The following is a 21027-nucleotide window of genomic DNA, read 5'->3' as shown; positions in this document are numbered from 1 at the left end:
TCAGGGGGCCTCGACCCCCGAGATCAGGTATCGGTGGACCTCCGCGCCGCGGATCGCCACCTGCTGATCCTCGGTGGGGCCGGAGCCCCGGAACGCGAGTAGCTCCTCCTCGGACTCCCACCGCTCGTAGACGTTGACCCGGCCCGGCTCGACCAGGTCCCCGCTGATGGCGAAGTCAACGCAGCCGGGGGACTTCCGGGCGGCCTCCACCACCTCGACGCACCCGGCGAGGTAGTCGTCCCGGTCCTCCGGGTCGACGTACAGGCTTCCGGCGACGATGAACACGGATGGCACCTCCACTGAGCACGGTCCTGTCGTGACAGTCCCACACTCGTACGACAGCCGTCGGATCTTCCACGAAGGTCGATCGCCGCGTACGCTGACCTGCACATTGAGCGGCGACGATGCTGCGGAAGGCCGGGTGGACCCATGCGGTCGGTGCTGTCGAGACGGACACGGTTCCGGATGATCGGCGCGGGGGTGGTGGCGGCCGCGCTCACGGTCGCGACGACCCTGGTGCACCTGGCGGGTGATCCACCGCGCCCGGTCGCACTCGAGGAGGAGGAGAATCCGGCCGCGCCCGCCGAGTGGATGTGGGCGCAGCGGGCCAACGCGGACGGCTCGATCCCGGCCACCGCGTACCAGGAGGCGCTGGCCCAGAACCGGGCGCTGGAGAGCGCGACCCGGCGCGGCGCGCCGCAGCTGTCCGACGTCACGTGGAACCTGCTCGGGCCGGGCAACATCGGCGGGCGACTGATCGACGTGGTGGTCGACCCGACCACGCCCGGCACGGTCTACGTCGCCGCCGGCACCGGCGGGGTGTGGAAGAGCACCGACGGCGGCGCCACGCTGGCCAGCGCCTGGGCCGACGACCTGCCGCAGTCCATGGGCGCGCTCGCCGTCGCACCCGACGGCACCCTGTACGCGGGCACCGGCGAGCCGGACCACGGCGGCGGCGGCTCGTACTACGGCACCGGCCTGTACCGCTCCACCGACGGCGGCGCCACCTGGCAGAGCCTCGGGCTGACCGACACCGGCGCCATCGGGCGCATCCGCATCGACCCGACCGATCCGCGCCGCATCGTCGTCGCCGCCCAGGGCCGGCTCTTCGACACCGGCGGCGACCGCGGCGTCTACCTCACCACCGACGGCGGGGAGACCTGGAAGCAGGTGCTCGACGGCCTCAACGACTCGACCGGCGCGATCGACGTCGCGATCAACCCCGCCGACCCGGACGTCCTGCTCGCGGCCATGTGGGACAAGCTGCGCTACCCCGACGGGCGCGAGTACGGCGGCCCCGGCTCCGGCCTGTACCGCTCGGCCGACGGCGGCGCCACCTGGACCCGGATCGGCGCACCCCTGCCCGCCCCGACCAGCGACCCCGGCCGCATCGGCGTCGCGTTCGCGCCGAACAACCCCAACCGGGCGTACGCGATCACCAACGACCGGATCGGCAACCTGACCGGCTTCTTCGTCTCCGACGACGCGGGCGCCACCTGGACCCGGCCGATGACCGGCGAGCCGGCGCTCGACGCCGCCGACGGCGGGTTCGCCTGGTGGTTCGCCCGGCTCTGGGTCGACCCGGCCGACGCCAACCACGTCTTCTCCGCCGGCGTGCCGATGATGGAGTCGCGCGACGGTGGCCTGACCTGGGTGACCGGCCGGGGCATCCACGTCGACCAGCACGCGATGGCCTGGGACCCGCACACGCCGGGCCGCGTGTACGTCGGCAACGACGGTGGCCTCTACTGGTCCGACCAGGGCGGCGACGTGGTCGGCCCGTGGACCGCCGCGTCCGTCCAGCCGTACATGCAGTTCTACGCGATGGACGTGAGCGCGCAGGACGTCCGCCGCGCCTCCGGCGGCACCCAGGACAACGGCTCGCTGCGGTCCTGGGGCGGCACCGACTGGAACCTGTACCGCGGCGGCGACGGGATGATGAACCGGATCAACCCGGTCGACCTCAACAACGTGTACGCCTGCTCGCAGAACGGCGGGTGCGCCCGCTCCGACAACGGCGGCGACACGATGACCTCCATCCGGGGCCGGTTCGCCGGCACCCGGTTCAACTGGGTGTCGCCGCTGGAGATCGCACCCGGCACGCCGGACACCGTCTACTTCGGCTCCAACGTCCTCAACCGCTCCGACGACCGGGGTCGCACCTGGCGGGCGGTCAGCCCCGACCTGACCGGCGGTCCCACGCCGCGCAACGCCACGTCGTACGCGACCATCACCACCATCGGCATCGCGCCGACGGACAAGGAGACCGTCTACGTCGGGACCGACGACGGCTACCTGTGGGTCACCCGGAACGGCGGCGGCACCTGGACCCGCCTGACCGACCCGGACCTGCCCGACCGGTGGGTCACCCGGGTCACCGTCGACCCGGAGGACGCGGACGTGGCCTGGGTGACGTACTCCGGCTTCCGCTGGGAGAGCGAGACGCAGCCGCACGTGTTGATGACCACCGACGGCGGGGCGAACTGGACGGACATCTCCGGCAACCTGCCGCAGGCGCCGATCAACGACGTGATCCGGCACCCGAAGCACCGCCAGTGGCTGTACGTCGGCACCGACATGGGCGTCTTCTTCACCCCGAACCTGGGCCGCACCTGGCTCAAGGTCGGCGAGAGCTTCCCCGTCGTCCCCGTCCACGACGTGCACTTCCACGCCGGGACCAAGACGCTGTTCGCGGCGACCTTCGGACGCAGCATCTACCACGCGACCATCAGCGACTGAACGCGGCCCGTGGCCCTGGCGGCGCCTGCCAGGGCCACGGGCCGTCACGCCCGGCTGATCGCGTTGGCGTGGATGGCCTCCGCGAGGTACGCGGCCATCCCCGGGCGGATCTTCTCGAAGTACTCGGTGAACCGCGGGTCACCGACGTACATGTCGGCCAGGCCGGTGTGGATCTCGTACGAGCAGTCGTAGAACCACCGGCTGATGAGCTGCCGGTGCTCCTCGGCCAAGTCCATCGCCGCCGGGCTGTCCGCCGGCGCCCCCGAGGCCATCACCTCGGCGAACCGCCGCCCCCAGTCCTCGTTCTCGGCCTTGTTGCGCAGCCAGTCGTCCTTCGAGTAGCCGGCGGTGCGCCGAGCCGACTCGCGGTACGCCTCGGTGCCGCCCCAGCGGCGCTCCGCCTCCTCGGCGTGCGCGTCCGGGTCGAAGTCGCCGAAGACCTCGAACCGTTCCTCCGGCGTCAGCGGGATGTTCATCTTCCGTGCCTCCATCGCGATCTCGATCGCCGCGACCATCTCCTGGAGCTTCCCGATCCGCGCGGTGAGCAGCTCGTGCTGCCGGCGCAGGTGCTCGGCCGGGTCGCTCGCCGGGTCGTCGAGGATCGCGGCGATCTCCTCCAGCGGGAAACCCAGCTCCCGGTAGTAGCGGATGAGCTGCAGACGCTCCAGGTCCGCGTCGTCGTAGCGCCGGTAGCCGGCGCCGCTGCGACCGCTCGGCGACAGCAGGCCGATCTCGTCGTAGTGGTGCAGCGTCCGGACCGTCACACCGGCCGCCTTCGCCACCTGCCCCACCGTGTACGCCATGGTCTCCCTCCCTTCCGCGATCCAGGCTCCCGCCTCCCGCAACGTGAGGGTCAAGGGAAAAGGAACAACCTTCTCGACGCCTCCGCTCGGCCCGGTCCCGGCGCGCCGGCGCGGCCGGGCTGTCACCCCGGGTCAGGGCCTGGCACCAGGGTCCGCGGTCAACGGCTCGGCTGCGCCACCGGCTCGCGGCTCCGGGCACCCGATCGGAGCAGCGCCGCGACGGCCAGCGCGGCGAGCGCCGCCAGGGCGGTCATCGTCCAGAGCACGGTCCGCAGGCCGCCGGTGAAACCGGGGTCGGCGAGCCGGCCAGCCGTGGTGCTCGCGAGCACCGCGCCGACGACCGCGATGGCGATCGTCTCGCTGGCCAGACGGGCGGTGTTGATCATGCCCGCGCCGGTGGCCGCCCGGTGGGGCCCGACGCTGCCGATCGCCAGCACGTCGAGCAGGCCGATCGACAGCCCGATCCCGGCGCCCATGGTCAACAGCGGGCCGGCCAGCGCGGCCGCGTCACTGGTCGGGCCCAGCACGGTCGCCCAGGCCGCGCCCACCGCGACCACCGCCACCGACGTGACGATCACCGCCGGAGGCGGCACCCGCCGGGTCAGCGCCCCGGCGAGCAGCGGCAACACCAGGGTGGGCGCGGTGAGCAGGATCAGCGTCGCGCCCGCCGCACCGGGCGTCAGCCCGACCACGGTCGTGAAGTACGACGGCAGGTAGACCAGCAGTGGCACCATGACGGCCACGATGGTGGCCGCCGCCAGGCAGATGCCGACGAACCGGGGGTTCGCCAGCAGGGCCAGGTCGAACATCGGATCGGGACGGGACCGCTCCACGCGCACGAACACCACGAGCAGCGCCACCGCCGCCCCGAAGGCCGCGACGATCCGCACGTCGTCCCAGCCGTACTCGGGGCCCTGCACGAAGCCGAAGATCAGCAACAGCAGGGCGGCCGTGAACGACCCGGTGCCCGGCCAGTCGATCCGGCCGGCGTGCGGCTGGCGCGACTCGGGCAGCCACGGGACGAGCAGCAGCACCGCCACGCCCGCCAGGGCCGGCACGGCGAACACCGCCCGCCACCCGAGCGTGTCGATCAGCAGCCCGGCGACCGACGGGCCGAAGGCCAGGCCGGCGCCGATCGTCGTACCGAAGATGCTGAACGCGCGCGCCCGCGCCGGACCCTGGAAGGCGCCGGCAAGGAGCGCGGAGGCGCTGGTGGCGGCCGCCGCGGCGCCGACACCGGCGACCGCGCGGGCGACGTCCAGCAGCAGGATGTCGCCGGCGACCGCGGCGAGCAGGCCGGACGCCGCGAACAGCGCCACCCCGCAGGCGAAGACGCGCCGTCGGCCGACGAGGTCGGCGAGCGCGCCGGTGGCGAGCATGAAGCTCGCGAAGGTCGCGTTGTATCCGTTGACCACCCACTGCACGGAGGCCAGACCGGCGTCGAGGTCCCGCCCGATGTCGGGCAGCGCGACCGAGGCCCCGGTCAGCGAGACCGGCAGCGAGAAGGTGGACAGCAGGACGGCGACCAGCACGACGGCCGGGTGGTTGCGCAACGTTCCCCCGTTCCTTGCGAACCTCCCAGGCTAGAGGCCGCCGGTGCGCCAGGTCGCCCGGTCGGGGTGGAGATCACAGGGAACGAGAGCAGAGGTACGGCGTGCGGCGCCGCGCCGGCCGGCAGCGACCGGCGGGCGGGTACGGCGACCGGCGGCGTCAGCGGTCGGCGGAGCGGTTCCGGGGCGAGCGGGGCAGGGCGGTCCCGGCCAACGGTCGGCGCTTCCGGCGGCCGTGCCGCCGCCCCGGAGTGCAGGGCGGGCGGGAGGCGGTGTGCACGGGGGCCGGTGCGGGTGCGACCGGGTCCCGCCCGATCAGCCAGCAGAGGAAACGGGCCACGGGCTCAGCCGACCGCGAGCCGCTGCGCGTCGGACCGCGAGATCTCGTACTGGGCGCCGCAGAAGGTGCACTGCTGCACGTGCCGCGTGCGGACCGGGATGAGCGGGATGAAGAACAGGGTGAACTTCGTCGACCGGCGGGTGATGACCTGCGCGGCGTGGTTGCCGCAGTGGCGGCAGACCTGCTGCACCACGCCGGACCGACTGACCTTCGTGCGAAGGCCGAAGATGAAGAACATCGCCCGCCAGTACCCACCGGGACCCGGGCTAATCACCTCGGTCCTCGGGCGTATCCAGGCCCGGCCGTGCCGGCGTCGCACACGCCGAAGGGGCACCCCACCAGGGGATGCCCCTTCGGATCCGGTCCGCCCTCAGCGCCGTGAGGCACTCAGAGCATCAGCCGGCGCGGACGGGAAGGCCCGTCATCCTTCACGGTGCTCCGAGCCCCGGTCCTTCTCGTCCGAGTGCTCGCCCTTGTCGTCCTTGCCGCCCCAGTCCGACTCCTCGTCGTCCTTGCTCCAGTCCCAGTCCAGCTTCTCGTCGTCCTTGCTGCCCCAGTCCGGCTTCTCGTCGTCCTTCTTCCGGTCCTTCTTGATCTGACCGCGGATCTCGCCGTTCGGGTACTTGTCCGTGTGGACGTTGACGTACGTGACGCCGGCCTTGATCGCCTCCACCACCTCGTCGAACTCGCCGGGCTTGATGCCCTGCTCCTGCGGGCCGATGACGTCCGCGGGCTTGATCGTCCCCTCGACCTTGGCGGGAGAGGGCGGGCACTCCTTCGTGCCCTTCGGCGCGCCGCCCTTCCCGTCCTTCGACGGGCTGCCGCAGAGGAAGGCGATGATCCCCCCGCTCTGGTGCCGCCCACCGAAGTGGATGTGCGCCGCGTTCACCTTCCCTTCGAGGTCCGCGTAGCTGAGCCGGAACTCGATCTCCTTCTTTCCTTCGTCGACGTGAGCCTCGAACCGACCATTGCCCGTTGTCGAGATCGTGAGTGGGTCCTCCTCGTAGCCGCTGAGTTTCGCCCGCACGTCGAACCGCTCACCCTTCGAGTCACCCCAGTCCCGGGAGTCGCTCGAGTCGCGACGGTCGCCGGCGTCGTCCTTGCCGCCGCCCATGGCCGCGCCGCCCGCAGCGGTGGCCGCCACCGCAGCGCCGGCCGCCAGCGCAACTGCCCACAGTCGGGTACGTCCCATCATCACTGCTGCTCCTCACCTCGGTCTTGCCTGGCCAGACTCATCGACGGATCGGTCATCCATCCGTTTGAGGACACAGGCGGAGGCACCGTGCAGTCCGGAGCAGGGCGTGAGGATCTACGCCACTCATGCCGACCAGGTGCCTATGGCGAAATAGTTACACATTCGCCTCGCCGAAAGATGAGGAGCTTACTGATTCGGCCTTCTGGGATCTCCCGGACGTACCGCGATCGGGGGACATTCACCACGAAAGGAGCCCGAGCGGTGCGGTCGGGCTCCTTTCCTGGCGCCCGGGATGCTCAGCCGGCCGCTGCCGCCGGCTCCATGCCCGGCACCTCGACGGAGAGCCAGATCGGCCGCCAGTCGGCCATCTCGTGGTAGCGGCGCAGCTCGGCGAGCCCGGAGACCGACCCGGCCCACGCCGAGTACGGCGGGTTCTGCTCGTCGAAGCCGCTCTGCACGAAGGTCAGCTTCGTCTTCCCCGCCGATTCGGTCAGCTCCCACGTGGTGACGCCGATCGGTCCCCAGTCGACGGACATCCGCCGGCCCGGCTCCACGTCGACCACCGTGGCGGCGTGGCCGGCCTCGAAGCCGCCCATCGCGTACCGGCCGCCGACCCAGGGCTCGATGCCGATCGGGTACCCGAACCAGGCGCTCGCCTGCTCGGAGTCGGTCAGCGACTCCCAGACCTTCGCCATCGGGGCGGCGATGAGCAGTTCGCCGCGCATCTCGGCGGAGGTGAAGTCGACCTTCGGCAGCAGCGGTTGCCCGGCCAGGTGAGCGTCGAGGTTGGCCAGCGCGAGACTCCACCAGGTCTGGAGCACCCCACGGATGGTGCCGCCGATGGCCTCGGCGAAGGTGACGTGGCTCTGCGCGAGGGTCAGCACGGTGGCGTCCGGGCCCTCCGGACGCAGCGTGATCTCGCAGGTGGTCTCCACCCCGTCGAGCAGCCAGGCGAAGCGCAGCGTGTGGTCGTCGACGTGCAGCAGCCGCTGGTGCGGGGCGTCGCCCTCGGGCGTGTGACGGCCCCAGAACTCGTACGCCGTCGGCAGCTCGACGCGGGCCTGCTCGGTGAGCCAGACGCGCAGCTCGGTCGGGTCGGTGAGGGCGCGGCGGACGGCCTCGACCGGAGCGGCGAGGCGGACGGTCAGCTTCATCAGGTCACTCACGGTCTGTTCCCTTCGGGTAGACGGCCACGGCGAGCTTGAAGGCGTCGCCCTCGGCGCCGCCGTAGCGCGTGAACAGGTCCTGCAGGGTCGCCTGCAGGTCGTGCAGGAACTGTTGGCGTTGCTCCGCGGGTACGCGGATCTCGCCGGAGACCCCGACCGAGGGGAGCTCGGGGGCGGTGCGGTCCAGCGCGGCGATGTCGGCCTGGACCTCCTCCATGAGGTCGAGCAGGTAGCCGAGGCTCAGCTCGTCGCGAGCCCGGCGCAGGCCGATGCGACCGACGAGCCGGGGCGACAGCCAGTACGACCGGGCGGCGGCCTGGTAGATGCCCTCGCTGATGCCCCGCACCTTGCGCTCGCTGACCTGTGTCACCAGGCCGGCGGCGACGAGCTGCTTGACGTGGTAGTAGACGCGCTGCGGCGTCTGGTCGAGCCGCGCGGCCACCTCGGTGCAGGTGCGCGGCTCGGCCAACTGCCGCAGGATCTCGACGCGCTGCGGCTTGAGCAGGACCTCGGCCTGCTCAAGCTGCTCCAGGTACAGGACGTCTCTCATGGCAAAATCAGTTTGTACGTACAAAACTTCTTTGTCAATGGCTCTGACGAAAGGCCGCGCCGACCCGCGGCGCGGCCTTCGTCGTGCAGCGGTCAGGGCAGCCAGTCGGGGCGCAGCGGGTAGGTCGTCTCGCCCGCCGGACCGGTACGGGTGGCGACCACCTGGTGCAGCTGGATGCCGTTGCGCTCGAACGCCATCCGCGAGCCGGCCATGTAGAGGCCCCACACCCGGGCGGTGCCGGCGCCGACCTCCGAGACGCAGAAGTCCCAGTTCGCCACGAGGTTGCGGCACCAGGCGGCGAGGGTCAACGCGTAGTGCTGCCGCAGGTTCTCCTCGTGATGCACCTCGAGACCGGCGTCGTGGATCTCCGAGATGATCCGGCCCGGGCCGGCCAACTCGCCGTCCGGAAAGACGTACCGGTCGATGAACGCGCCCGAGCGGTGCGGCGCCCGGTTGTCCGCGCGCGTGATGCAGTGGTTGAGCAGCCGCCCGTCGGGGCGCAGCCGGTCCCGCAGGAAGCCGAAGTACGCGGGATAGTTGCGCACCCCGATGTGCTCGGTCAGCCCGATCGAGGAGACCGCGTCGAACTGCTCGCGCGGGGCGTCCCGGTAGTCGAGGTGGCGCACCTCGGCCAGGCCGGTCAACCCCTCCCGCTCGATCGCGGCCTGCGCCCACTCCGCCTGCGCCCGCGACAGGGTCACTCCCAGCGCCTTCACGCCGTACTCCCGGGCCGCGTGCCGGGCCATGCCGCCCCAGCCGCAGCCCACGTCGAGCAGCCGCATCCCCGCCTTGAGCGCGAGCTTCTGCGCGACCAGGTCGTACTTCGCGGCCTGCGCCGTCTCCAGGCTGTCGTCCGGCGAGCGGAACACCGCGCAGGTGTACGTCATGGACTCGCCGAGCACCTTCTCGTAGAAGGCGTTCGACACGTCGTAGTGGTGCGAGATCGCGCTGCTGTCCCGCGTACGGGAGTGCCGCAGCCCGTTCACCACCCGCTTCCAGCGGGGCAGCGCCTCCTGCGGCGGGGGTGGCGGCGGCAGCAGCCGCTCCCAGCCGAGCGCACGCGCCAGGGACAGCGCCTCGGCGACGGGTGGGACGCGCAGCCGAACCTCGTCCTTCAGCACCCGCAGCGCCTCGTACGGGTCGCCCGGGTGCACCCCCTCCAGCCCGAGGTCGCCGCTCACGTACGCCCGGGCCATGCCCAGGTCCCCCGGGGCCGTCAGCAGGTACGACAGGCCGCGCTCGGAACGGATGGCGAGGGTGATCCCGGCGTCGGCCGGACCGACGGCGCTGCCGTCGTACCCGGTGACCCGAACCGGCAGGGCTCCGGTGGTCAACGCCCGGACGACGTCGGCCACGCTCGGCCCCGGACGCCGGCCCCCCGCCGGCGGTGTCGCGGGAGCGCTCGCCGCTCCCTGGTCTCGATCGATGAGGCTCATTGTCTTGCTACCGCCTTCTCGTACAGTCCGGTGAGCCGGTGGTCCGGGTCGTAGCGGTCCTTGACCGCACGCCAGGTGTCGCCGCCGTAGAGCCGGTCGAACACCTCCCGGTCGTAGTACGCGTCGGAGTACAGCGACTTGTGCCCGCCGACCTCCGACACCTCGCGCTCGATCGCCCGGTTGACGTCGCCGTCGGCGGCGCCCGGGACGATCGGCACGCTCCCCCAGAAACCGATGTTGACGTAGTCCTGCCCCGGCCGCAGCGGATACAGCGGCCAGGCCCGCGCCGACCCCGGGCCGGACGGCTCCCGCAACCGCAGAGGACAGAGCCAGACCGGGGTCATCCCCACGGCCTTGGCGAACCAGCGCAGGAATTCGGCCGTGCGGTCCAGCGGGATCTCCACGTCCTGCACGACCCGCTCCCGCGCCGGCTGGCCACGCCACCGGTCGATGCGCGCGGCCACCTGGTGCCGGTGCTCCAGGCGGACCAGCCGGTGGTAGACGTCGCTGCGCCGCCAGCGGGCCGGCCAGATCCGCCGCACCACCGGGTGCTGCACCCCGAACGCCGCGGAACACCAGAACCAGTCGGTGTCCCAGCGCCACAGGTAGTCGTACCCGGTCAGCGCGTCGTGCGTGCGCCGGCGCAGCGACCGGTAGTAGATGTCCTGGCCCGTGTAGTCGCTGACCGGCCCGGCCTCGTCGGTGAACGTGGCGAGCACCAGGTACGCCTCGCCGGGGCTGAACATCACCCCGTCCATCGCGTCCACCGTCTCGCCGGCCCACGACCGGGTGGCGCTCACCTCGCCGATCGCGTCGGTCAGCTCCTCCAGCCGCGTGAACCGGACGTTGCGCAGGGCCACGCGCCGGCCGATCGGTTGCAGCTCGATGCGCAGCCGGGTCGCGTACCCGAGGCTGCCCAGCGAGTTGGGGAACGCGGCGAACAGGTCGGCGTGCTCCCCCTCCGGGCGGGCCGTGACGATCTCGCCCGCCCCGGTCAGCACGTCCAGCTCGGTCACCGACTCGTGCGGCAGGCCGTTGCGGAACGAGGTGGACTCGATGCCCAGGCCGGTCACCGCCCCGCCCAGCGTGATGGTGCGCAGCTGCGGCACCACCAGCGGCATCAGGCCGTGCGGCAGGGTGGCGTCGACGAGGTCCTCGTACGGGCACATGCCCTGCACGTCGGCGGTGCGGGCCGCCGGATCGACGCGCAGCACCCCGCCGAGGCCGCTCACGTCCAGGCCCGGCGTCAGGGGTGCGTTGCGTGGGCGGAACAGGTTGGAGGTGCGTTTCGCGAGGCGGACCGGCTGGCCGGGCGGCACCGCCGCGTACGACCGCCGGAGCTGGGCCACCGCCTGGTCATGATCACGCACGGCGTACATGAGATCACCTTACGCTGTCGAGGCCCCGCCTGGTGGGATGTCCACGGTGGCCACTTCGCATCGACCACCTCCGCACGGATCCGGTGGCCGCGCGACCGGTGGCGGCATAGTTTGGGGGACATGCCGAAGGCGATGTGGAACGACATCGTCGTCGCCCAGAGCGACGACACCGTGCTGGTCGAGGGAAACCACTACTTCCCGCGCTCGGCGCTGCGCGACGACCTGGTCCGCGAGTCCGACACGCACACGGTGTGCCCGTGGAAGGGCACCGCCTCCTACTACACGTTGGAGCACGAGGGAAAGAACAGCCCGGACGCGGTGTGGTACTACCCAGACCCGAAGCCGGAGGCGGAGATGGTCCGCGACCGGGTGGCGTTCTGGAAGGACGTCCGGGTCGTCGACTGAGCCGGGCCGGCTGGCCGTGGACCGGGCCGGTGGGTCAGGATGCCGGTATGTCCGTCCCCGCTGAACGTCCCGACCCGTCCGGCACGGTCTACGGCCGGCGCGCCACCCGTCCCGGGCTCCCCCGCGATCCGCTGCTGCGGGTGGCGGTCGTCGTCGGCGTGGTCGGCGTCCTGCTGGGGGCGTTCTTCGCCACCGGTGTCCTGGGCGGCGGTGACGACGCGCCGGTCGTGCCGGCGGCGGCCGGCACGCCCTCGGCCGCCGCCGAGCCCACCCCGTCGGCGAGCGAGCCCGCCCCGACCACGCCGGCCGCGCCGTCCCCCACTCCGAGCGCCACCCCGAGCACCGCGCCGGTCCCGCTCACCGGGCCGAAGGTGTTCCGTGGCGTCGCCGCCAACCGTTGCCTCGGCCTCGACGGCGGCGGCGAGAAGGCGGTCGCCCAGCTCGCCGACTGCACCGGCGGCCCGGAGCAGCAGTGGGTCGCCAATCCGGTCGGTGCGGACCTGGTGACCCTGACCAACGCGGCGACCGGGATGTGCCTCGACGTGGAGGGCGGCAGCGGCGACGACGGGGCGAAGCTCCAGCAGTACGGCTGCCACGGACAGGCCAACCAGCAGTGGCGGCTGGTGCCGACCGGCGGCGGGCAGGTGCTGCTCGCCGCGCTGAACAGCGGCCGGTGCGCCCAGGCCGACGACGCCGCCACCGACGCCGGCACCGACATCGAGCAGGCGACCTGCACGGGCGCGCCCGAGCAGCAGTGGCACCTCGGGTGACCTACCCCCGGTAGCTCCAGGCCCGCGGGGCGGCCGCGACGACCGCCGCCGGTGCCGGTGGCGTCAGCCGTCGGCGGCGCAGCAGCAGGGACAGCATCGCCGCGCCGATCGACAGCGCCCCGGCGACGTACCAGGCCAGGGCGTAGCTCCCGAGCTGGTCGCGGACCAGGCCCGCCCCGGTGGCGGCGATCGCCGCGCCGACCTGGTGCGCGGCGAACACCCAGCCGAAGACCACCGCCCCGGAGGCGCCGAAGTACTCCCGGCACAGCGCCACCGTGGGCGGGACCGTGGCGACCCAGTCCAGCCCGTAGAAGATGATGAACACCAGCATGCTCGGCTCGGCGGTGGCCGCGAAGAGCCCCGGCAGCACCAGCAGCGAGCCGCCGCGCAGCGCGTAGTAGACGCCGAGCAGCACCCGGCTGTCGACCCGGTCGGTGAGCCAGCCCGAGGCGATCGTGCCGGCGATGTCGAAGAGGCCGACCAGGGCCAGCAGCCCGGCGGCGGTGGTCTGCGGCATGCCGTGGTCGTGTGCCGCCGGCACGAAATGGGTGCCGACCAGCCCGTTGGTGGTCGCGCCGCAGATCGCGAACCCCCCGGCGAGCAGCCAGAACGGCCGGGTCCGCGCCGCCTGGGCGAGCACCCGCACCGCGCGCGCCGCCGCCCCGCCGGCCGGCGGTGTCGGGGGTACGACCTCGGTCGCGCCGTACGCGGGCAGCCCGAGATCCGCCGGGTGCTCGCGCAGCAGCCAGACCACCAGGGGTACGACCGCCACCGCCGCTCCCGCCACGACGAGCGCCGCCACCCGCCAGCCGTGTTCGGCGACCAGCACGGCCATCAGGGGCAGGAAGACCAGTTGACCGGCGGCCCCACCGGCGGTGAGCACACCGGTGACCAGCCCGCGGAGGCGGACGAACCAGCGCCCTGTGACGGTCGCCACGAACGCCAGCGCCATCGACCCGGTACCCAGCCCGACCAGTACGCCCCAGCAGAGGACGAGCTGCCAGCTCGCGGTCATGAACACGGTCAGTCCGCTCCCGGCGGCCACCAGCAGCAGCGCCGCGGCCACCACCCGCCGGATGCCGAACCGGTCCATCAGCGCGGCGGCGAACGGCGCGGTGAGCCCGTAGAGGAGCAGGTTCACCGAGACGGCCGCCGAGATGGTGGCCAGCGGCCAGCGGAACTCGGCGTGCAGCGGGTGCAGCAGCACCGACGGGGTGGCGCGGAACCCGGCGGCGCCGACCAGCGCGACGAAGGCGACGGCGGCGACCGTCCAGGCCGGGTGCGGGCGGCGGTTACGGCCGGAGCGGGTGCGGCCCGGCGCGGCCGGGTCCGTGGTCGTACGGGTCACGGTGTCGAGTCTCGGCGGTCGGTGGATCGCCGACGAGTGGCCGGAAAGCCATCATGCGCAATAATCGGGCCATGGTTGCCACCCCGCACCGGATCGCGGTCCTCGCCCTCGACGACGTCGTGGGCCTCGACCTCGGCACACCGGCACAGGTCTTCGGTGCCGCCCGGACCCCGGCCGGCGCCCGCCTCTACACGGTGGAGGTGTGCACCCCCGGCGGGCGGCCGGTACCCAGCACCGCCGGCTACCAGGTGCTTCCCGACCACGGGTTGGAGCTGCTGGAGACCGCCGACACGGTGATCGTGCCCGGGGTGCACGGCGCCGCGCTGACACCGGACCGGATCCTCGCCGCCGGGGTGGCCGACGCGCTCCGCGCCGCGTACGACCGGGGCGCCCGGATCATGTCGATCTGCACCGGCGCGTTCGCCCTGGCCGCCGCCGGGCTGCTCGACGGCCGCCGCGCCACCACCCACTGGGCGTACGCCGACCGCTTCCGGGCGCTGTATCCCGGCGTCGATCTCGACCCGGAGGTGCTCTTCGTCGCCGACGACCGGGTCCTCACCTCGGCCGGGGTGGCCGCCGGGATCGACCTGTGCCTGCACGTCGTCCGCACCGACCACGGCAGCGAGGTGGCCAACCGGGCGGCCCGTCGCTGCGTGGTGCCGCCCTGGCGGGACGGTGGTCAGGCCCAGTTCATCGAGCGCCCGGTGCCGAAGGTGGCCGACGCCAGCACGGCCGGGGCCCGCGAGTGGGCCCGGCAGCGGCTGCACGAGCCGGTCAACCTGCGCGACCTGGCCGACCAGGCACGGATGAGCGTGCGCACCTTCACCCGGCGGTTCCGGTCGGAGACCGGGCTGAGCCCGGCGCAGTGGCTGCTCCAGCAGCGCACCGACCACGCCCGGCTGCTGCTGGAGACGACCGACCTGTCGGTGGACCAGGTCGCCCGCCGCAGCGGCTTCACCACGGCGGCCTCCCTCCGCCAACACCTGAACCACCGTGTCGGGGTCTCCCCGTCGACGTACCGCCGCGCCTTCCGCGGCACCTGACACCCTCCCTCCCCCCCCTGCCCTCCCGCGATCTTGCACTTTCGGACCTTGATCTGTCCGCATACGCCCTTTGTGCGGGGGCAAAAAGTGCAAGATCGCGGGGAGGTGGGTGGGTCACGTGGGCCGGAGCATCCTCAGTTGCGCGAGGTGTTTCGGGAGGTGGACCCGGGTGTGGAGGTCTACCACGCGGCCCCAGGGCTGGGGCTCACTGACGTTGAGGTCGTAGCCCTCGCGGAGATGGGTGTCCACCGGCGTCTCGGCCGCCGGGCCGAGCCGGCCGACCAGGGTCACCAGTTTCTGACTTGTGGCACGGAGCAGGGTGGCCAGGGCGTCCAGCCCGCCGTACTCGGCGACCAGCGCGTCGACCTGCGGCCGGTGAATCGTCTCCAGGTCGTAGTAGGCGAAGGGCGCCCCGGCGAGGACCGCCTCCGTCGCCTCGATCATCAGCTCGTCGTTCGCGGCCAGATGCGCCACGATCTGCTCGGCACCGAGCTGCCCCTTCGGCGGCGGCCCGAATCCGCCCGCGTCGACCTCGCCGAGCAGCTCGTCATACGCGCGCCGCAGCCTGTCGGCCTCCATTCGCTCAGGCTAGACCCGAGCGGCGGTGCGGCGGGCCGGACTGCGGGCGCAGGTCACGCCGTCAGCACACCGCGGGTGACTATCCGGCTGATCCGGGCCACCAGCTTGCGTGGGCGCCGTGGCTGCAGGTGCGCGAGCGCGAAGGTGCGCGGCCCCGCGACGACGTACCCCTCGTTACGGTCCAATGCCCGCAACGCCTTGGCCACGACCCGCTGCGGGGTCTCCTTCCGCCCGCCGATCGCCGCCTTGTCGGTGCCGATGGTGGCGAAGAACTCGGTCTCGACCGGACCGGGGCACAGCGCCAGGACGCGAACGCCCCGGTCGCGATACTCGCTCCACAGGGCGAGGCTGAAGTTGAGGACGAATGCCTTGGCCGCGCTGTAGACGGCGAAGTACGCCGCGGGCTGGAAGGCGGCAGTCGAGGCGACGTTGAGCACCGCGCCCGTGCCGCGCGCCAGCATGGGCGGCACCAGCGCGTGGGTGAGGTCGGTCAGCGCCACCACGTTGACCATGAGCTGATCGTGGTCGCGGGGGCCGGTGACCTCCTCGAACCGGCCGCAGGTGCCGAAGCCCGCGTTGTTGACCAGCAGGCTTACCTCCAGGCCCCGCGTACGCAGCTCGGTCACCACCCGCTCGGCGGCGTCCGGCGCGGCGAGGTCCTGCCCGATCACCTCGACGCGGACGCCGCGGGTCTGCCGCAGGGTCGCGGCCAGGGCTTCCATCCGGTCGACCGAGCGCGCCACCAGGACGAGGTCGTGCCCCCGCTCGGCTAGCTGACGGGCGAACTCGGCACCGATCCCAGTCGAGGCGCCGGTGATGAGAGCGACATCATTCATGCGTCGAACTGTAGCGATTGTCCGATGTAGCTGCAACACTAAGTCGCAGTTATCGACAAACCGGCCACCTGTCGTATTGTTTTCGCAGCAGCAGTGGGAGGAGCGCGGGTTGGACACGGACCGACGGCGGCTGCGGGCGGACGCCGAGCGCAGCATCCGCACGATCATCGAGGCCGCCGAGCGGATGCTGACGGAGAATCCTGCGGCCACGATCGAGCAGATCGCCGAGTCGGCAGGGGTCGCGCGCACCACCGTCCACCGGCGCTTCGCCAGCCGGGAGGCGCTGATCACGAGCATGACGCGGGCCGCCTGGAACCAGATCGCCGCAGCCGTGGCGGCTGCCCGACCGGCCACCGCGCCACCCCTCGTCGCTCTCCACCAGGCGACGGCGAACATCCTAAACATCAAGTCCCGGTGGCGGTTCGCGCTCGGCCAGCCCACCGACGACGCGGCGACCGGCGAGATCCAGCAGGAGGTCTTCGCCGCCTGCGACCTCGTGCTCCAGCGGGCCCAGCAGACCGGCCTCATCCACCCGGACGCCGACCTCGCCTGGGCGCGGCGCGTCTACCTGGCACTCATCAACGAGACGATGCACGGCACGCCGCCACCCCACGGCGACTCGGACACGCTGGCCACCCGCATTCTGGACACCCTGCTGCACGGGATCGGCCCGACCGCGCCGGCCTGACGGGCCGCCTGTCGCGCAGACGGGGCAGCTCGACACCCCCTCCGCCGCCACTGGCGCGAGCCGGATCAGCGGCGGCCGTGGCGGGCGCGGAGGTAGTCGGACACCACGTACTCGCCGAGGTCCTCCGTGTCGGGGGTGAACAGGCGGCCCTTCGAGCGGCGGGCCACGGCGTCCATGAAGCGGCGCAGGCCCGGGTCGTCGCCGAGCAGGAACAGGTTGAGCGTCGCCCCGAAGCGGCTGAGCCGGTCGACCTCCCGGATCGTCGCCTCGACCGTCTCCGGCAGCGGCGGCCAGTGGAACAGCGCCTCCCCGTCGTCCGGGTCGAGGTGGGCGGTCGGCTCGCCGTCGGTCACCACCAGGACCACCGGCTCCGCGTCCGGGTGCCGCCGCAGGTGCCGGCCGGCCAGCCGCAGCGCGTGCTGGAGGTTGGTGCCCTGCTGCAGGTCCGGCTCGACCGCCGCCAGCTCCTGCTGGGTCAGCGGCAGCGCCGCCCGGCCGAAGCCGACGATCTGGAGCGCGTCCTGCGGGAAGCGGGTGGCCATCAGGTGCGCCAGCGCCAGCGCCGTCTGCTTCATCGGGCCCCACCGGCCCTGCGAGATCATCGAGTACGACAGGTCGACGCAGAGCACCACCGCCGCCGACGCCCGCCGCTCGGTCTCCACCACCTCGAAGTCCTCGACGGCGAGCTGCACCGGCACCCCGGTGCCGGAGCGCCGGACCGCCCGGGTCAGGGTGCGCACCACGTCCAGCGGCTGCTCGTCGCCGTACTCCCAGGGCCGCGACCCGCCGCTCACCTCGCCGGCGGCGCCGGCCGAGCGCAGGTCGTGCTGGCCGCGCGGCCCGGCGGTCAGGTCGGCGAAGACCCGCCGCAACGCGGTCCCGCCGAGCCGGCGAAGCGCCTTCGGGCTGAGGGTCAACCCCTCCGCGTCCCGGTTCACCCAACCCTGCCGGCGCAGTTCCCGCTCCAGCTCCCGCAGCCGGCGTACGTCGTCGGCGGCGTCCCGCCCGAGCGTCCGGGCCACCGCGTCGACGTCGACGTCGTCCAGGGTGGCGCCCGGGTGCTCCTGTTCGAGGGCGTCGAGCAGGTCGTCCAGCTCGCCGATCTCGTCGAGCGCGCCGGCCGCGTCCGCGTACCCGAGGGGTTGCTCGCCCCGGACCCGCTCCCCCCGGCCCCAGCGCAGGTCGGGCCGGAGCGTCCGCAGGTTCGCGTCGAGCGCGGCCACCTCGCCGGCCAGCCGGTCGCCCAGCGACTGGCGCATCAGCCGGGCCAGCTCCTCGCGTTGCCGGTCGGACAGCGAGTTCATCAGCCGCTGCCCGGCCGCCGCCCGGCGGGCCAGGACGTCGACGAGCTCGTCGGTGTCGCGCGGCTGCTCCGGGAAGAACTCGCCGTGCCGGCGCATGAACTCGGCGAACGCGTCGGTGGTGTCCTCGGCCCGGGCGTGCCGGGCCAGCAGGTCGTTCAGGTCGCGCATCATCTCGGCCAGCCGCTGCTGCGCGGCCGGGTCCGCCGATGCCCGTACGGCGTCGCGCAACCCGGCGAAGCGTTGCCCGAGCACGTCGTCGCGGAGCCCGTCGAGGATGCGCTGGTACGTCGCGCGCGCCTCGGCGCTGGCCCACTCGTAGCCGGACAGCTCCTCCACCGCCCGGGCCGTCGAGCGGGGCAGGTTGTCCAGCACCGTCTCGGCGAACCGCGCGCCCTCGTCGTCGCGACCGCGAAGCTCGTCCCGCTCGGCGGCGAGCGCCTGGTCGAGCAGCGCCCGCGCCCGGGTCACCGCCCCGTCCAGGTCGCCCCGGCGCAGTGCCTCCCGCCGCAGCCGGCGCGCCCGCGCCGCCAGGTCGTCGAGGCCGCCCCGTCCCTGCGGACCGCGTCGCAGCAGGTTGCGCAGCGCCTCCCGCAGGCTGCCGCCGGCGAGCACCTCGGCACCGACGTCGTCGACCGCCGCCCGCACGTCGTACGGAGGCGCGAGCGGGTCGGGGCCGCCGCGCCACTGCCCGTACCGGAACCGGTTGCCGGCCATGGTCAGCCCCGACCGCCGTAGCGGGTCCGGCCGGAGTCGGTGACGTCCTTGCCGAGCCGGCGGGTCAGGTGCAGCCCCTCGAGCACGAACTCGACGCCGGCGGCGGCCTGCTCGGGGCTCGGCGCGTCGCCGAGGCCGAGCCGGTCGAGCACCTTGGCCAGGCCCGGCACCGTGCCGACCTGCCGGAGCAGCTCGGCCGAGCCGACCAGTTCACCGGTCTCGATCACCCGGTCGTCGTCGACCAGCGCGGTGAAGCCGGAGAGGTCCAGCCCGGCCAGCCGGGCCCGGAACGTCTCCGCGGTGGCGGTCCGCAGCAGGTGCCCGAGGATCTCGATCTCACGCCCCTCCTCACCGCTCTCGAACTCGACCTTGCCGCGCAGGGTCGAGGTCACCGACACCGCGTCTCCCACCCGCGCGACCGGCGCCTCGGGGCGTACGCCGTCGGTGGCGGAACCGGCGGCGAGCAGGCCGGCGCGGCGCAGCGCGGCGGCGGCGACCGTCTCGGCGGCGGCGATGGCGAACCGCGCGGACACGCCGGAGCGCGGATCCACCGAGGGCGACTCGCGGACGGCGCGGGCGAACCGGGCGAGCACCTCCAGGACGTGCTCGGGCACCTCGGCGACCAGGTCCGCCTCCTGGCGGATCAGGTCCAGCTCCAGGTCCAGGTCGAGCGGGTAGTGGGTGCGGATCTCGGCGCCGAACCGGTCCTTCAGCGGCGTGATGATCCGGCCCCGGTTCGTGTAGTCCTCCGGGTTGGCGCTGGCCACGAGGAACAGGTCCAGCGGCAGCCGCAGCTGGTAGCCGCGGACCTGGATGTCCCGCTCCTCCAGCACGTTGAGCAGCGCCACCTGGATCCGCTCGGCCAGGTCGGGCAGCTCGTTGACGGCGAAGACGCCCCGGTTGGTCCGGGGTACGAGTCCGAAGTGGATGGTCTCCGGGTCGCCGAGCGTACGCCCCTGGGCGATCCGGATGGGGTCCACGTCGCCGATCAGGTCGCCGACGCTGGTGTCCGGGGTGGCGAGCTTCTCGCCGTACCGCATCGAACGGTGCAGCCAGCCCACCGGGAGGTCGTCGCCGGCCTCCGCCACGAGCGCCCGGGAGGCCGGGGTGATCGGGTGCAGCGGGTGCTCGTTGAGCACCGAACCGGCGAGCACCGGGGTCCACTCGTCGAGGAGCCCGACCAGCGACCGGATCAGCCGGGTCTTGCCCTGGCCGCGCTCGCCGAGCAGCACCATGTCGTGGCCGGCGAGCAGGGCCCGCTCGACCTCCGGCAGCACGGTGTCGTCGTACCCGACGATGCCGGGGAACCGGTCGGCGCCGGAGCGCAGCCGGGCCAGGAGGTTGTCTCGGAGTTCCTGCTTGACGCTGCGGTACCGGTGGCCCGCCGCGCGCAGCTCACCGAGCGTGCCGGGCAGGTCGGCGGGCGGGACCGGGATAACCGGGGAAGGCGCAGTCACTCGACCCAGGCTATCTCGGCGCTCCCACCACGGCCGGTTCCCCGACCAGCTTCCGGCTCCCGTTCACGAAGCGTTCAGCCGGACCGGCGCGAGCGCGGCGTCGACGGCGGTGCGTTGCGCCTCGTCGCGGTAGGTGTCCGGGTCGACGGCGGCGAGGGTGTTCAGTCCCTCGACGAACGCGACCAGGGTCGTCGCGGTCGTCGTGCAGGCCGCCGGGTCCCAGTCGGGGCGGGCGGCCGCGACGAGCCGCCGGATCCGGTCGACGAAGGAGCGGTTGTAGCGCTGGTGCAGCTCAGCGAGGGCCGGGTCGGCCAGCGCGGCGGCGAGGAAACCGATCCACACCCGGGCCTCCTCCCGCTTCTCCTCGGTCGTCGACGCGGCTTGGAGCAGCACCGCCCGCAGCGCGGACAGCGGGTCCGCGGCCGCGGACGCGGCGGCGTCGGCGCGCTCCCCGGTCCGCTGGTGCAGCAGCTCGCGGGCGTGCACGAGGAGGGCGCGCTTGTCGGCGAAGGTGTGCAGCACCATGCCCGTCGTGCAGCCGGCGCGCTCGGCGACCGCCCGCAGGGTGAGGCCGGCGAGGCCGTGGTCGGCCAGCACCGACCAGGTCGCCGCCGAGAGCCGCTCCCGCTGCCCCGTCAGGTCCCGCCGTCGCGCCACCGCTCCCCCTTCTCGCCGACCGCCCGCGAACCGTAACATGCGTTACGGTAACGTCTGTTACGGAAATG

At 73.1% G+C, this 21027-nt stretch carries 20 protein-coding genes; 5 read left to right on the top strand and 15 right to left on the bottom strand.

From position 1 onward, the window contains the following. Complete coding sequence (locus HCJ94_RS08470; protein ID WP_168000416.1) at positions 1–285, bottom strand: putative quinol monooxygenase; 285 nt, start codon at positions 283–285, stop codon at positions 1–3. A 180-nt stretch (positions 286–465) separates the two neighbouring features. Between HCJ94_RS08470 and HCJ94_RS08465 the strand changes: the two genes are divergently transcribed. Continuing rightward, positions 466–2739, top strand: a complete 2274-nt coding sequence (locus HCJ94_RS08465) for a WD40/YVTN/BNR-like repeat-containing protein (protein ID WP_168000415.1) — start codon at positions 466–468, stop codon at positions 2737–2739. Positions 2740–2783: 44 nt separating this feature from the next. On the opposite strand, the gene HCJ94_RS08460 is transcribed toward HCJ94_RS08465, so the two are convergent. From HCJ94_RS08460 to HCJ94_RS08425, 8 genes are all read right to left on the bottom strand, one after another. Beyond that, the gene (locus HCJ94_RS08460; RefSeq protein ID WP_168000414.1) at positions 2784–3542 is read right to left on the bottom strand and encodes a MerR family transcriptional regulator; all 759 of its coding nucleotides are present in this window, start codon (positions 3540–3542) and stop codon (positions 2784–2786) included. A 158-nt stretch (positions 3543–3700) separates the two neighbouring features. Then, the gene (locus HCJ94_RS08455) at positions 3701–5095 is read right to left on the bottom strand and encodes an MFS transporter (protein WP_168000413.1); all 1395 of its coding nucleotides are present in this window, start codon (positions 5093–5095) and stop codon (positions 3701–3703) included. Positions 5096–5436: 341 nt separating this feature from the next. Continuing rightward, entirely contained in the window at positions 5437–5670 is a 234-nt protein-coding gene (locus tag HCJ94_RS08450) for a zinc-ribbon domain-containing protein (RefSeq protein WP_168000412.1), read from the bottom strand. 183 nt (positions 5671–5853) lie between these two features. Next, positions 5854–6624 carry a CHRD domain-containing protein gene (locus tag HCJ94_RS08445; protein WP_168000411.1) on the bottom strand — a complete coding sequence of 257 codons (771 nt, stop codon included), beginning with the start codon at positions 6622–6624 and terminating at the stop codon, positions 5854–5856. Positions 6625–6923: 299 nt separating this feature from the next. Further along, positions 6924–7793, bottom strand: a complete 870-nt coding sequence (locus tag HCJ94_RS08440; RefSeq protein ID WP_168000410.1) for an SRPBCC family protein — start codon at positions 7791–7793, stop codon at positions 6924–6926. Next, positions 7786–8343, bottom strand: coding sequence for a winged helix-turn-helix domain-containing protein (locus HCJ94_RS08435; RefSeq protein ID WP_168000409.1), 558 nt, complete (start codon positions 8341–8343; stop codon positions 7786–7788). Before HCJ94_RS08435 ends, HCJ94_RS08440 begins: the two co-directional genes overlap by 8 nt. A gap of 92 nt (positions 8344–8435) precedes the next feature. Next, positions 8436–9779, bottom strand: coding sequence for a class I SAM-dependent methyltransferase (locus HCJ94_RS08430; RefSeq protein WP_168000408.1), 1344 nt, complete (start codon positions 9777–9779; stop codon positions 8436–8438). Beyond that, positions 9776–11158 (bottom strand): FAD-binding oxidoreductase, encoded by a 1383-nt coding sequence (locus tag HCJ94_RS08425; protein WP_168000407.1) that lies wholly within the window; start codon positions 11156–11158, stop codon positions 9776–9778. The genes HCJ94_RS08430 and HCJ94_RS08425 overlap by 4 nt, the downstream gene beginning before the upstream one ends. A 120-nt stretch (positions 11159–11278) precedes the next feature. On the opposite strand from HCJ94_RS08425, the gene HCJ94_RS08420 reads away from it, so the two are divergent. Further along, positions 11279–11563 carry a DUF427 domain-containing protein gene (locus tag HCJ94_RS08420; RefSeq protein WP_168000406.1) on the top strand — a complete coding sequence of 95 codons (285 nt, stop codon included), beginning with the start codon at positions 11279–11281 and terminating at the stop codon, positions 11561–11563. Between the two features lie 47 nt (positions 11564–11610). After that, the gene (locus HCJ94_RS08415) at positions 11611–12333 is read left to right on the top strand and encodes an RICIN domain-containing protein (RefSeq protein WP_168000405.1); all 723 of its coding nucleotides are present in this window, start codon (positions 11611–11613) and stop codon (positions 12331–12333) included. 1 nt (position 12334) lies between these two features. On the opposite strand, the gene HCJ94_RS08410 is transcribed toward HCJ94_RS08415, so the two are convergent. Further along, positions 12335–13681: an MFS transporter gene (locus HCJ94_RS08410; protein WP_168000404.1), complete on the bottom strand. Its 1347-nt coding sequence runs from the start codon at positions 13679–13681 to the stop codon at positions 12335–12337. Between the two features lie 71 nt (positions 13682–13752). Between HCJ94_RS08410 and HCJ94_RS30900 the strand changes: the two genes are divergently transcribed. Next, a complete protein-coding gene (locus HCJ94_RS30900; protein WP_373684218.1) occupies positions 13753–14724 on the top strand; it encodes a GlxA family transcriptional regulator in 972 nt (323 codons plus the stop codon). 114 nt (positions 14725–14838) lie between these two features. On the opposite strand, the gene HCJ94_RS08400 is transcribed toward HCJ94_RS30900, so the two are convergent. Both HCJ94_RS08400 and HCJ94_RS08395 read right to left on the bottom strand, forming a co-directional pair. Next, on the bottom strand, positions 14839–15303 hold the full coding sequence (locus HCJ94_RS08400) for a hypothetical protein (protein WP_168000402.1): 465 nt from the start codon (positions 15301–15303) through the stop codon (positions 14839–14841). A 53-nt stretch (positions 15304–15356) separates the two neighbouring features. Then, the gene (locus HCJ94_RS08395; RefSeq protein ID WP_168000401.1) at positions 15357–16139 is read right to left on the bottom strand and encodes an SDR family NAD(P)-dependent oxidoreductase; all 783 of its coding nucleotides are present in this window, start codon (positions 16137–16139) and stop codon (positions 15357–15359) included. A gap of 109 nt (positions 16140–16248) precedes the next feature. Here HCJ94_RS08395 and HCJ94_RS08390 point away from each other — a divergent pair, with 109 nt between their 5' ends. Next, positions 16249–16827, top strand: a complete 579-nt coding sequence (locus HCJ94_RS08390; RefSeq protein ID WP_205800907.1) for a TetR/AcrR family transcriptional regulator — start codon at positions 16249–16251, stop codon at positions 16825–16827. Positions 16828–16892: 65 nt separating this feature from the next. On the opposite strand, the gene HCJ94_RS08385 is transcribed toward HCJ94_RS08390, so the two are convergent. The 3 genes from HCJ94_RS08385 to HCJ94_RS08375 are packed head-to-tail and all read right to left on the bottom strand — an operon-like array spanning position 16893 to position 20959. Beyond that, positions 16893–18845 (bottom strand): VWA domain-containing protein, encoded by a 1953-nt coding sequence (locus HCJ94_RS08385; RefSeq protein ID WP_168000399.1) that lies wholly within the window; start codon positions 18843–18845, stop codon positions 16893–16895. A 2-nt stretch (positions 18846–18847) separates the two neighbouring features. After that, the gene (locus tag HCJ94_RS08380; RefSeq protein ID WP_168000544.1) at positions 18848–20311 is read right to left on the bottom strand and encodes a magnesium chelatase ATPase subunit I; all 1464 of its coding nucleotides are present in this window, start codon (positions 20309–20311) and stop codon (positions 18848–18850) included. A 54-nt stretch (positions 20312–20365) separates the two neighbouring features. Beyond that, on the bottom strand, positions 20366–20959 hold the full coding sequence (locus tag HCJ94_RS08375; protein WP_168000398.1) for a TetR/AcrR family transcriptional regulator: 594 nt from the start codon (positions 20957–20959) through the stop codon (positions 20366–20368). Positions 20960–21027: the final 68 nt, after the last annotated feature.

It is taken from the genome of Micromonospora thermarum, from assembly GCF_012034245.1.
Lineage (GTDB): Bacteria > Actinomycetota > Actinomycetes > Mycobacteriales > Micromonosporaceae > Micromonospora > Micromonospora thermarum.
This window is presented reverse-complemented; position numbering and strand designations above follow the sequence as displayed.